Origin of the sequence: Kibdelosporangium aridum, from assembly GCF_900176515.1 — a bacterium.
GTDB classification, from domain to species: domain Bacteria; phylum Actinomycetota; class Actinomycetes; order Mycobacteriales; family Pseudonocardiaceae; genus Kibdelosporangium; species Kibdelosporangium aridum.
Map to the genome: position 1 here is coordinate 13,269 of NZ_FWXV01000025.1, position 11,853 is coordinate 25,121.

The 11,853-nt window shown below is 65.1% G+C and carries 10 protein-coding genes; 6 read left to right on the top strand and 4 right to left on the bottom strand.

Annotated features, from left to right (window positions below):
- Nucleotides 1-87: 87 nt before the first annotated feature.
- Nucleotides 88-441 (top strand): hypothetical protein, encoded by a 354-nt coding sequence (locus B9C43_RS59440; protein ID WP_235039408.1) that lies wholly within the window; start codon nt 88-90, stop codon nt 439-441.
- On the opposite strand, the gene B9C43_RS54355 is transcribed toward B9C43_RS59440, so the two are convergent.
- Entirely contained in the window at nt 410-2,761 is a 2,352-nt protein-coding gene (locus B9C43_RS54355; RefSeq protein WP_084434993.1) for an ATP-binding protein, read from the bottom strand. The genes B9C43_RS59440 and B9C43_RS54355 overlap by 32 nt on opposite strands.
- A gap of 882 nt (nt 2,762-3,643) precedes the next feature.
- Between B9C43_RS54355 and B9C43_RS54360 the strand changes: the two genes are divergently transcribed.
- Nucleotides 3,644-5,329: an ATP-binding protein gene (locus B9C43_RS54360; protein WP_084434994.1), complete on the top strand. Its 1,686-nt coding sequence runs from the start codon at nt 3,644-3,646 to the stop codon at nt 5,327-5,329.
- On the opposite strand, the gene B9C43_RS54365 is transcribed toward B9C43_RS54360, so the two are convergent.
- On the bottom strand, nt 5,305-5,811 hold the full coding sequence (locus B9C43_RS54365; RefSeq protein WP_200826156.1) for a helix-turn-helix domain-containing protein: 507 nt from the start codon (nt 5,809-5,811) through the stop codon (nt 5,305-5,307). The genes B9C43_RS54360 and B9C43_RS54365 overlap by 25 nt on opposite strands.
- A 695-nt stretch (nt 5,812-6,506) precedes the next feature.
- Between B9C43_RS54365 and B9C43_RS54370 the strand changes: the two genes are divergently transcribed.
- Nucleotides 6,507-8,168, top strand: a complete 1,662-nt coding sequence (locus B9C43_RS54370) for a hypothetical protein (protein ID WP_143447289.1) — start codon at nt 6,507-6,509, stop codon at nt 8,166-8,168.
- Between the two features lie 296 nt (nt 8,169-8,464).
- Here B9C43_RS54370 and B9C43_RS54375 read toward each other — a convergent pair whose 3' ends face one another.
- Nucleotides 8,465-8,734, bottom strand: a complete 270-nt coding sequence (locus B9C43_RS54375) for a hypothetical protein (protein ID WP_084434996.1) — start codon at nt 8,732-8,734, stop codon at nt 8,465-8,467.
- A 67-nt stretch (nt 8,735-8,801) separates the two neighbouring features.
- Here B9C43_RS54375 and B9C43_RS54380 point away from each other — a divergent pair, with 67 nt between their 5' ends.
- A complete protein-coding gene (locus B9C43_RS54380) occupies nt 8,802-9,170 on the top strand; it encodes an integrase (RefSeq protein WP_235039409.1) in 369 nt (122 codons plus the stop codon).
- Between the two features lie 12 nt (nt 9,171-9,182).
- Here the strand turns inward: B9C43_RS54380 and B9C43_RS54385 are convergent, their stop codons facing one another.
- Nucleotides 9,183-9,749 (bottom strand): Uma2 family endonuclease, encoded by a 567-nt coding sequence (locus B9C43_RS54385; RefSeq protein ID WP_200826157.1) that lies wholly within the window; start codon nt 9,747-9,749, stop codon nt 9,183-9,185.
- Between the two features lie 581 nt (nt 9,750-10,330).
- On the opposite strand from B9C43_RS54385, the gene B9C43_RS54390 reads away from it, so the two are divergent.
- On the top strand, nt 10,331-10,684 hold the full coding sequence (locus B9C43_RS54390; RefSeq protein WP_084434998.1) for a hypothetical protein: 354 nt from the start codon (nt 10,331-10,333) through the stop codon (nt 10,682-10,684).
- Nucleotides 10,685-10,739: 55 nt separating this feature from the next.
- Nucleotides 10,740-11,837, top strand: coding sequence for an integrase core domain-containing protein (locus B9C43_RS59445; protein WP_084434999.1), 1,098 nt, complete (start codon nt 10,740-10,742; stop codon nt 11,835-11,837).
- Nucleotides 11,838-11,853 lie beyond the last annotated feature (16 nt).

The window sequence follows — 11,853 nt, forward strand, 5'->3', positions numbered from 1 at the left end:
CTGCACACCCAAGCAACAGGCCTACTGGCAAGCGACTTCTTCCACCTGGACACCATCAGCCTGCGCCGACTGTACGTGTTGTTCATAATGGAGGTCCGCACCCGTCGAGTCCACATCCTCGGCGCGACCACGCATCCGACCGCGGCTTGGACTACCCAGGCCGCCCGCAACCTGCTGATGACCCTCGACGAACGGATCTCCCAGTTCCGGTTCCTCATCCGTGACCGAGCCACCAAATACGCTGCATCGTTCGACGCGGTATTCACCTCCGAGGGAATCGACACAGTGAAGTCCCCGCCGCGAACGCCCCGAGCAAACTGTTACGCGGAAAGGTTCGTGCGCAGCGTCCGATCCGAGTGCACCGACCAGATGCTGATCTACACCGGCCGGCGCGATCCGCCGCCGGCCCTCACTGGTCCCGGCCCTTTCGGTGTTCGATGACCCACGTGGCGAGTTGGGTGCGTGTGGTGAAGCCGAGTTTGGCCAGGATGTTCTCGACGTGGCCTTCGGCGGTGCGCTGGGCGATCACCAGCCGCGCGGCGATGTCCTTGTTGGACAGTCCGTCCGCGACGAGTGCGGCGACCTGCTGCTCCCGGCGGGTCAATAGGGTCTGCGCGGTGTCCGTCGCGGCGGAGGCCGGAGTGGCGGGTTCTGGTTTCTCGCCGAGCGCGTAGGCGACGGCCTGCTCCAGGTCAAGGTCGGCGCCGCGCGCGAAGGCGGCCTGGAAGGCGCGGTCGCCCAGGGTGCGGCGGGCCTGCTGCTCGCACGCGTCGTACGCGGCGAGGTAGTGTGGGGAGCCCAATAGGAGCCGGCCTCCGACCAGGTGCCAGATCTGGTGGGCCGCGCCGAGCAGCACCGCGGCCCGCTCGCCCTCGCCGGCCGTCCCGGCGATCCAGGCCAGCCGCTCGACGAGCAACGCCGTGCCGAGGGTGTCGTTGAACACACGTGTGCCACGGAGACTTTCCTTGGCGTACCTGTTCGCCTGCGCCACATCGCCCCGCCTCCATTCAGCAAGGGACAGACCGTAGAGCGTGTAGGCCCGGGCCCATTGCTCGCCGTACCGGTCGCTCAGCGCGCGAGCATGCTCGCCCAGCGCGACAGCGCGCGCGGGGTCCCCCTGGAATACGGCTACCACGATCAACGCGAGATAGCCTCTGATCACGGTGCCGTTCAGCTCGCCGAGGGCCTCGAAGCGCGCCAGGGCGTCCTCCAGCAGGGCCTGCGCGCGCGGTAGGTCGCCGCTGAACCAGGCGACGGTTCCCCCGATACAGATGGCGTACGCCAGGGTGGTCATCTCGCCCCGCCCCTGGGCCCAGGCCCGGCACTCCTCCACCATGGCCGTGGCGGCGAGGAGGTCACCCTGCAGGACAGCGAGGTGGGCGTTGATCCACAGCGCGGTGGCTCGCGCCCTGCTCGGCTCGGTGTTCAGGGCCAGTGCCCGGTCCAGCCAGTGGCGTCCCTCGGCCACGAAGCCGCAGCCGCCCCAGTAGAAGTACAGGGTCGTTGCCAGCCGCAGGCCGTTGTGGGATTCGCCAGGGGTGCTCAGGCTGAACTCCAGAGCGAGGCGTAGGTTGGCGTGCTCGCTCCGGGTGCGGGCGGCCACCTCCAGTTGGGTGGGGCCGAACCACTCGGCCTCGCCGCGTTCGGCCAGATCCAGGTAGTAGTCCTGGTGCCGTCGGCGCAGCGCTGCCTCTTTTCCGGCCGTGCGCAGGGTGTCGCGTCCGTAGTGGCGGATGGTGTCCAGCAGTTGGTACCGCGCCTGGGGACCGTGGTTCTGGTCGTGCCTGGTTAGGCTCGACTTGTCCACCAATCCGGTCACCAGCTCGAGCACCTGTGCGCGGTCGATGCCGTCCCCCGCACAGACCGCCTCCACGGCGTCCAGGTCGAACCCGCCGATGAACACCGACACCCGGCCCCATAGCGCCTGCTCGGGTGGTGAGCACAGCTGGTAGCTCCAGTCGACCACCGCCCGCAGCGTCTGATGGCGGGGCAATACCGTCCGGCTGCCTGTGCACAGGAGACGGAAGCGGTCGTCCAGCCGGTGCAGGATCTGCTCCAGTGTGAGCACCCGCAGCCGCGCCGCGGCCAGCTCGATGGCCAGCGGCAGCCCGTCCAGCCGGCGGCAGATCCGCGCGAGCGTCGGGTGGTTGTCGGCGGTGACCGCGAAGCCGGGCGCCACGGCCGTCGCTCGCTCAGCGAACAGGCGGATCGCCTCGTTGCCGACCAGTTTCCCGGGCTGTGATGGGCGTTCGGGATCCGGCACCGGTAGTGGCGGTACCGCGAGGATGTGCTCGCCCGGGGTGCGCAGCGCGTGTCGGCTGGTGGCCAGGATCCGCAGGCCCGGCGCCGCTGCCAGCAGCTCGACCGCCAGCCCCGCGCATCGATCCACCAGGTGCTCGCAGTTGTCCAGCACCAGCAGCAGTTGCTTGTCCCGCAGGTGGTCTACCACGACCTCCCGTGGCGACCGCGCGGACCGATCGTGCAGCCCCACGGTGTCCGCGACCGTCTGCTCCAGCAACGTGCGGTCCTGCAGCGCGGCCAGCTCGACCAGCCACACCCCGTCAGGGAACGCCCGCCGCACCCCTGCCGCCGCCCGCACCGCCAGCCGCGTCTTGCCCACCCCACCCACACCAGTCAACGTCAGCAACCGGCTGGTGGACAGAAACCGCTTGACCTCGGCGATCTCCCGGCGGCGGTCCACGAAACTGGTGACCTCGGCAGGAAGATTGTCACCATGCCGCCGCGACCTGGTACCCGACATGACGGTCTCACGTTCGTTGGTGTCATCCAGGCCGCGAGTCGGGCGCGTTCAGCGAGGCCACCAGCAGCCGCGATGCATTCACTGTGACCTTCCGCAGGGCACTACACAAACCTCCACACCGGACGAGGACCCGGGACAGCCTGCATACTCCGGTGTCAAGAATGCTGCATCAACCCGGCATGGTGGAACGGCAGGCGTAGGCGTGGTCTTGGCAATGGCCACTAAACGCCAGCGCGGTAGTGTCGACGCCGGTTCGCCAACCTCGCTCACGACCCAGTGAGGTGATCTGTAGGGTCTCACCACTGAATTTCATTTTCTCACAGCTGACTTCATATCGTCTTGGCTGCCCTTGTGGAGGTAGATGTCCACGGCGTCTCAATGAGATGAGACTATGGCGAATAGTGGACAGTGGCACCCTTTCTGCCTCAGCGCGACACATATGTGACGAACCGTCGACCGAATACTGCTCACGGGGCTGGTTCGGTGTGGAGATCGCTGCAAAGATAATCACACACCGGACAACCCGGGACCTGTAATGTCACGTGCCGGTTCGTGTCAATCGGTGGGCAACCTTCCCGCCGAGGCCACCAGCTTCGTCGGCCGCCGACGAGAGGTCGCGGCGGCGAAGCGGCTGCTGCGTCGGCATCGGCTGGTCACCTTGACCGGCGGGCCCGGGGTCGGCAAGACCCGGCCCGCCCTGCGGATAGCCGCGCACCTGACGGATGTCGTCCCCGATGGGGTGTGGCTGGTGGAGCTGGCCGCGCTGGAGGATGACACATTCTTGGCTCAGACGGTCGCCGACGCGTTGGGCATCCGGGATCAGTCCGGTCGGCCTCCGACGGTGGTGCTGGCGGAATTCCTGGACGACCAGGACTGCTGCTGGTGCTGGATAACTGCGAGCACCTGCTGGATGCGTGCGCCAGGCTCGTACACGACCTACTGGGGGCGGCGCCGCGATTGCGGGTCCTGGCCACCAGCCGGCAGGCGTTGCGGTCTGGCGGGGAGCATCTGCTCGAGGTGCCGCCGTTGCCGGTGCCCGACACCGAAGAACCCATGACGGCCCGCGCGCTGGCGCGGAACGAGGCGGTGCAGCTGTTCGCCGAGCGGGCCGCGCTCGCGCGGCCCGGCTTCACAGTCGATGCCCCCAATCGCGCGACGGTCGCTCGCGTGTGCCGGCGGCTGGAGGGAATCCCGCTGGCGATCGAGCTGGCCGCAGCACGGGTACGGGCATTGTCCCTGGAGCGGATGCTGACCCGGCTCGAGAAGTACGACTTTGAGCTCCTGGCGGAGGGAAGCCGAACCGCGGTGCCGCGGGTGCAGACGCTCCAGGCCGCGATCACCTGGAGCTTCGACCTCTGCACCGAGCAGGAGCGAACGGTGTGGCTGCAGGCGTCGGTGTTCACCGGCGGGTTCGACCTGCAGGCCGCGGAGGAAGTCTGTTCCGGCGCCGGCATCGCGCGTGCGGACGTGCTGGAGCTGGTGGCCGGGCTGGTGGACAAATCCGTCCTCATCCGCACCGAGGAAGCCAGCGCGGCCCGGTACCGAATGCTGGAGGCCATCCGCCAGTACGGCGAACAGCGACTGGCGTCATCCGGCCACCAGCGGGCCGTCCGGCTGCGGCACCGGGACCACTACGCCCGGCTGGCCGAGCGGGCCGAGCAGGAATGGGTGGGGCCGAACGAACTGGCCTGGTTCGCCTGGTTCCGGCGTGAGCACGCCAACCTGCGGACCGCCCTGGAGTTCTGCCTGACCGACCCCGGCCAGGTGCCGGCCGGATCGCAGATCGCGGCCGGTCTGTGGAACCACCGGACCCGCTCCGGCTGGTTCAGCGAGGCTCGCCACTGGCTCGACAGCACCCTGGCCCTGGACCGGGAGCCGAGCCCGGCGCGGGCCAAGGCCCTCTGGGTCAACGCGTGGTTCACCTTCCTGCAGGCCGACTGGGCCGCGGGGCTGGCGAGAGTGCGGGAATGCCACACCCTGGCCAGGCGGCTGGGCGACGAGCACGCCCTCGCGCACGCCACCCGGCTCTCCGGGGTCGCCGCGTTCTTCCGCGACGGGGTCTGGAGCACTCTCCTGCACTTGGTGGTGTCCACCGCGGCCACCGGCGACGCCGACCACGCTCTGGCCTTCGGCGAGGAGTGCCTGAACCTAGTCGAGGACTGCGGCGGATCCATGTCCAAGTCGTGGGCACTGTGGGTGCACGGCCTCGGCCAGTGGATCACCGGCGATCGGCAGCAGGCCGACCGGCTGACCCGGGAAGCACTGCGCACCGGACGACCCGTGGACGATCAGTGGGGTACCGCGCACTGCCTAGAAATACTGGCCTGGAACGCTACAGCGGAACGACACGCCGACCGCGCCGCCCGGCTGCTCGGGGCCGCCGCCAGGCTCTGGCGATCAACCGGAACCTCACCAAACGAACTGCGCCACCTCGCCCCGGCACACGAACGTTGCGAACAGCGCGCCCGTCACGCGCCGGGAGACCACACGTTCACCACCCTGCTGCACGAGGGCACCGCACTCACCAGCGAGCACGCCATCGCCTACGCCCTGAGCCACGAGACATGACCACCGGTCGGATGCTGGGTAATGCCAAGTAGGTGGACCCTGCGTGTCTTGATCTCGATGACGAACGCGACGTACAGCCGCTTCAGCGTCACGGTGTCGATGTGGAAGAAGTCGATTGCCAGCAGGCTGTCGGCCTGGGTTCGCAGGAAGGTGCGCCAGGTGTCGTCGCGGCGCGTCGATGGCGGGATTCCGTTGGCGCGCAGGATTTTGCGGATGGTCGAGGCGGCGACTCGATGGCCGAGGCGACGCAGCTCACCCTGGATACGAACTACACCCCAGCTCCGGTTCTCCCTCGCCAGGCGCAGGATGAACGTGACCAGCTCATCGCCGATCGGTGGACGGCCCAGCGGCTTTGGCTGTCGCCACCGCGCGGCTATCAGTCTGCGGTGCCAGCGCAACAACGTTCCCGGCGTGACCATCCGGTGGGCGCGTAGCGCCTTCGGAAGCATCCGGGCAAGCCCGGCCAGGACGGCGCGATCCAACCAGGACAGCCGAGGTCTTGGATTGTTTCGTCGCAGCACCGCGACCTCGTGACGCAGGGCGAGTATCTCGGCGTCCTTCGATGCCGACGACCGGCGAACAAAGCAAGCCAGGACAGCACCTGACCACAGAGCCGATAGACCAGACGAACAGACACGACCGCCGATCATCGGATGTCACGACCGCCCAGGTCAAACCTGATGACCCGCGTTCTCGACCAGGACAGGTCCACTACGGCTGCGGTCGACACTGCGGCATCTGCGGAGCATCCCTCCACGGCAAATGCAATTGATCTGGCAGAAAAGAACCTTCAGGCGAACCCGCTAACGAATTACCTTGCGAAATGTAGCTCGGAGATTGATCGCACTGCGAGTTCGACGGGACACACACGCCGGAAGTTCTCACCCCGGCGTCCACGTGTTCGCCCAGCTCAGAAAAGCGCGAACCGGCGAGGAAAAGTTCCCGCTCGCACCGGAACCGAAACGCCCGTGACAGGCACCAGGCTGATGGGCGGACGCAGGCACCACGCCCAGGACCCACTTTGTGTGGGTCGTCCCGACGAGGAGGTCGGCTTAGTGACCACCGCGATCAAACGCGAGAGTCATTCATCCCCACCCAACGACACGGCTTGCAGGCACCCGCATGCGGTGCTACGCGGGGCCGGCGCGCCGCATGCAACGGGGCGGGCGGCGCCGAGATGACCGCACCGGACGACACACAAGGCATCATTGCTGTCGTCGTCGCCGTGGACAGCCCATTGGGGCGCGCTGTCGAGGCGGTCGACAAACTGACCGCACACTTACCATCACCGCGAGAGCCACAAGAGTGTCCGCTGTGCCTGGAACAGTCCTGGCCGTGCCACGGGTTCTACGCGGCAGCCCTTCACCATTCCGTTATTGAAGCGGAAACCCGGCTGGCGCCAGGCGTGGTGTTCAAAACCCTTGCCGTCATGCTGAAAGAAAAACTGGTTATACAGGTGGAGCCGGGTTATGGCGACCCTCACGAGGGCCAGCCGAGTGGCATTCGGTACATCTTGGCCAGTGACGGGTACATGGCCGCGACCGAAGAACTTGCCCCGGATCAAGCGCGGAAATCAGCGAACTATGCCATGAGCGACGAAAAAACCCTGACTTGGCGCATGCTTTTCGCACTGCGGTACAGCAGCCGCGCGCTGAACCTTTGCGACTTCTTACTACAAATACCCGAAGCCAACCTTCACGATCTTCTCAAGAGTTTGCACGAGTTTCACGAAAACGGGATCACACGCAAGATTATCAAGCATCGGAACGCATACCACGTCCTAACTCTCCCTGGCGCCCTGATGGCTCGCTTCGTGATGGAGTTCGGACATTCAGCGAAGAACAGCTTGGATCTCGATACGCTCATCGAGATCATGGCCGTATACAACCGGGGTAGACGGGACTGCGGAAACGACCGCCTAATGGTGAAGCTGATGAACGACCGAAATGGAGGATCGCGAGCGTTGACCACGTCCGCGAAACGGGCCAGGCAACCCGTTGTTACGAATCTGCACGAAAAGGCCTTGCTACTTCTTGCAAAACAAAGGGAAATGACACCTCGGGCGGTGATTGAAGGTCTTTCCGTGGGCCCCGATGCTAACGAAGTCTCGGCGAAAAAAGTGTACAGAGCGTTGGCCTACTTGCGGCAACGATCCTTTGTGCAGACGGCCGGGACAGGCAAAAATGTCCGCTACGCCGTAACCGACGCTGGCCTAGCTGAGGCCCAGGAGATTCAGGATGCTGTCAACAGAGGTCCTGAACTAAAGCGTCAATATGAAAGCGGACGGTCAATCAAGAACATGGCCGTAGCGGCGGGTGTTGGATGCGCCACAATGTATCGATATCTCGAATTGCTTGGGGCAGAGATGAGGCGTAACCCCGGTCAACCACGCTACGCTTGGCGCAAACATTTACCGGATTGGCTAGTGCGCTACAACAATGGCAAGGGCGAGTCTATACGCGACATAGCGGAGAAGAGTGGTTTTGCGTTCGGTACGGTACGAAAGGCGTTGAAGGAAGGCAGCGCGCAGATAGCCGAGCCTAGGCCCAGGCCTGACAGCACCCGGGTCGCAAGGATGACTGACGTGTCCAGCGCGGTTCTTCACGTGCTCAGCACACACAAAAGGCGTCTGCGAGTTCGTGAGATCCGTCGGCATATCGTTGGGGTAACATCCAACGAAGTGCACCGAAGTGCGCACGTACTCGAAAAACTCGGCTACGCCGCAGGGGCGGTTGTTGACGGCGTTGGGTGGTACTGGATAAGCGATAGCGGGCGAGAAGCGGTTAAAGATATTCCGAGGCCTGACATCTGCAAAGACCCTCACCGGCTGTCGTTGTAAAGGTCCATCCCACCGTCGCACGACGGTACTTGATTCCTTCCGTCCTTGCGCAAAGGGCACTGTTCCACCCCGAAGTGACCAGGCGACTCAGGCCTGACACGAACCCCGGTCCCGTCGCAGAAACGACAGCCTGTCGATCGCTGACGGCCCTGCCGATTGCGCGTCCGGACGCGTGCTCTAGCGACCATATTGACCACACGGCGCATGGCGATATCTTGCCCCGAAAGCCCCGCGTGGGCACTTCGGATGGAGCCAAAGACTGTGCTCCCGCCGGATTTTCGCTGGTAGAGCGCGTGCTATGGTGTTGTTAGTTGACGCACGTGGTGGTCCTGCTCCCACCAGTGCAACAAGTCGTTGCCGCTGACGTCGTACTTGTCCCCAGTGGATACCAGGGTCGACACACCGGGCCCCAGCCGCCGCAACTGCTCCAGCAGGGCGATCGCGATGCCGCCGGACTGGGTGACCACACCGACCTCACCCTCGGCCAGGCCGCCGCGCGCGAAACTCGCGTCCAGGCGCACGGCCGGCTCACTGTTGACCACGCCGAGGCAGTTCGGGCCGACCATCCTGTACCGCTCGAAAATCCGTAGCGCCAGGTCAGGACACCAGGTACCCCATTGCGATCATGGTTCAGTGATCGTGTCACTGCTGTATCACCTGACCCGACAACTGCTGTCCGTCTCAGCAGTTCTGCTGCGCCATGACACCAGTAAGGACGCTGAACTGCTCGTGTTGCGGCACGAGAACGCCGTCCTCCGGCGCCAGGTCACCGGCCAGGTCCGGTACCAGCCAGCAGATCGGTTCTGGTTCGCCGCCCTGTCCTCGCTACTCCCCCGACGCCGCTGGCGCGAGATCTTCCCCGTCCAACCCGCCACGATCCTGGCCTGGCATCGCAGATTCATCGCCAGGAAGTGCGACTACAGCGCACGCCGACGCCGATCTCACCGGCGTGAACCTCATCTCGGCGACACGAGCTGCACACACATCAACGCTGGCTCCTGAGCAAAGACACTGCTACCCAGACAGCGCTGTCAATAACAGATCAACAGGGAACGGCACCGGCACCTTCAACTGCTCATGGAAAATCCCCGAAAGCAGGTAGGTACGGGTGGCGGGATCGAGTTCGTACACGTAAGCGACCGGCCGGCCACCGTCATTCTCGATCCGCCAGAAGTGGCGAATCCCGGCCTCGGCATACCGACGGGGCTTGGTCTCCCGGTCCCGGATCTCGGAAGACTTGGAGACCACCTCAACCACGAGCACCACATCAGCAGGCAGGTAGTACGTCCGGTCAAGGTCCGCCGCCGCCACGGCGGAGACAACCGACACGTCCGGGCACGGCCGCTGCCGCTCCCCCAGGACCACATCCATCTCCCGGGTCGCGGTCAACTCGCCGGGAGCCTGCCGGGCCAGCTCATCCCGCAGACGCTCCACCACACGCCGATGAAACTCCGTCTGCGGACTCATGACGATCAGATCCCCATCGATCAACTCGATACGCTTCAGCGCGTCAAGCTCCCCATACGGCCCATCCAAACTGAGCCGATCAAGATCAGCCGCAGTCCACCCATCAGGCGGCACATACGGCCACTGAAGTCCGACAGTCACACCCCCAGCCTAACCGCCACACCAGCCCCTGTCCCCCGCCCACTCACCGACGCTGCACTGGCCACTACATGTCAAGCCAAATGAACAACTCATCACGCCACACGGCCACGAGCAAGCACCGCCCACGGGGGCGGCCAAGCATCCCGACGCCCCGTCCACATCCCCGATGGCAAGTCATCGCCCGTGCGGACCGGTCCGGACCGCGGCGCGAACACTGGTGACTTTGCTATGTCAGACCACGCTGGACAACGCCTCCAACCATGCGCGACCACGTGCCTTTCAACGGCGTCACAATCCACTGAACTCCACCATGGCCCAGCCGTGGTACCGACATCGGCGACCGGCGAAAGTTCACCCATTCAGACAGCCTCGCCGCCCAAGACCACCATTGAACGCACGCCGCAGCGTTGTCGCTGCCTCGACGGTGTGTCGTTCACTGTTAGAGCGCTATACCGCTCGACCAGGTGACGTCTCGTGCTACGACCGGTCAATGTCTCAAGCATCACCGCAGTAACTGCGGTTGCGCGCCAGCCGGTGGCGGTCATGATGAGGGTGTGGACGCCGAGGACGTTCGGCGACAGCCGGAACACGAGTCACCGAGGCGAGAACGACTACTCGCCGCGGTGATTCCTGTGCCGTTGCAGCGACCCATCCCGCAGATACCGCAACCGCTGCCCCCGTTGCCCGCAGCCCGCCTACCGGCCGTCGAGCCCGACAGCCTAGTGCTAGGGATGGCCAGGCTGGATCGCTCCGGCCGGATCCACGACCACGCCGTGCTGAGCGCATTGGGCTGGCACACCGGCCAGCGGGTGGATATCACCAGCGTGCACGACGCTATCGTGGTGCACGCCGCTCAGACCGTGCGCTTGCCGAAAATCTCATCCGCGCTGGTCAGGCGCTGCATATGATGACGTCGACGCCGCCCACTCGCGATTGGTCGGTCTCACGGCAGGATGACCGACCGTGCTGCTGCGACTGGCCTACCTCGGCCTGACCAACACCTTCTCCCTGCTCCGGCTGCTCCCGACGAGCAACCGAGACAAAGACCTCGAGATCCTGGCGTTGCGCCACCAGATCGCAGTACTGCAACGCCAACTCGGCGACACCAGAGTGCGCTTCAGCCCGGCCGACAGGGCGTTACTCGCCGCACTCCTGCACCGGCTACCACGCCCGCTCTTGCGCAGGCTCCGCCTGCTGGTGTGCCCGGATACAATCCTGCGCTGGCACCGTGATCTACTCCGCCGACGCCACGCCAGGATGTCGCGACCGAAACGCCCGGGCCGACCGCGCACCATCCGTTCTATTCGAGTCTTGATTCTGCGCCTGGCCAAGGAGAACCCGAGTTGGGGCTATCGCCGGATCCACGGCGAACTCCTCGTCCTGGGCGTCAAGGTTGCAGCCTCGACCGTGTGGCAAATTCTCACCGACGCAGGCATCGACCCCGCGCCCGAACGCGCCTCCAGCACCTGGGCACAGTTCCTACGCTCCCAGGCCGACGCTCTGCTGGCCTGCGACTTCCTCGAAACAATCACACTCACCGGCACCCGCATGTATGCGCTGACAGTGATCGAGCACGCTCATCGCAGGATTCACATCCTCGGCGCGACACCTCATCCGACCGCGGCATGGGTGACCCAGGCAGCGCGCAACCTCGTCATGGACCTCGAGGACGCCGGCCACCGAGCACGGTTCCTCATCCGCGACAGAGACAGCAAATTCCCCCGCCTGTTCGACGACATCCTCGCCGACGCCAGCATCGAGGTCGTGCTGACCGGCATCCAGATGCCGAGGATGAACTCAATCGTCGAACGGTGGATACAGAGTTGCCGCCGCGAACTGCTTGACCGCACCTTGATCTGGAACCAACGACACCTGCTCCACGCACTCCGGGAATACGAGCAGTTCTACAACAACCACCGACCCCACCAGGGCATCGCCAACGCCCGACCATTACAACCACTCCCACAGCCGATCAGCGATCCAGCCCAGACCAGCCAACTCGACATCCTCCGACGCCCACGATTGGGCAGCATCCTCAACGAATACCACCACGTAGCCTGACCTGCACGGATGCAAT

Coding starts and splice junctions, on each gene's coding strand:
- B9C43_RS59440 (WP_235039408.1), top strand. CDS start 88: ATGGAGGTCCGCACCCGTCGAGTCCACATCCTCGGCGCGACCACGCAT.
- B9C43_RS54355 (WP_084434993.1), bottom strand. CDS start 2,761: ATGTCGGGTACCAGGTCGCGGCGGCATGGTGACAATCTTCCTGCCGAG.
- B9C43_RS54370 (WP_143447289.1), top strand. CDS start 6,507: ATGACCGCACCGGACGACACACAAGGCATCATTGCTGTCGTCGTCGCC.
- B9C43_RS54375 (WP_084434996.1), bottom strand. CDS start 8,734: ATGGTCGGCCCGAACTGCCTCGGCGTGGTCAACAGTGAGCCGGCCGTG.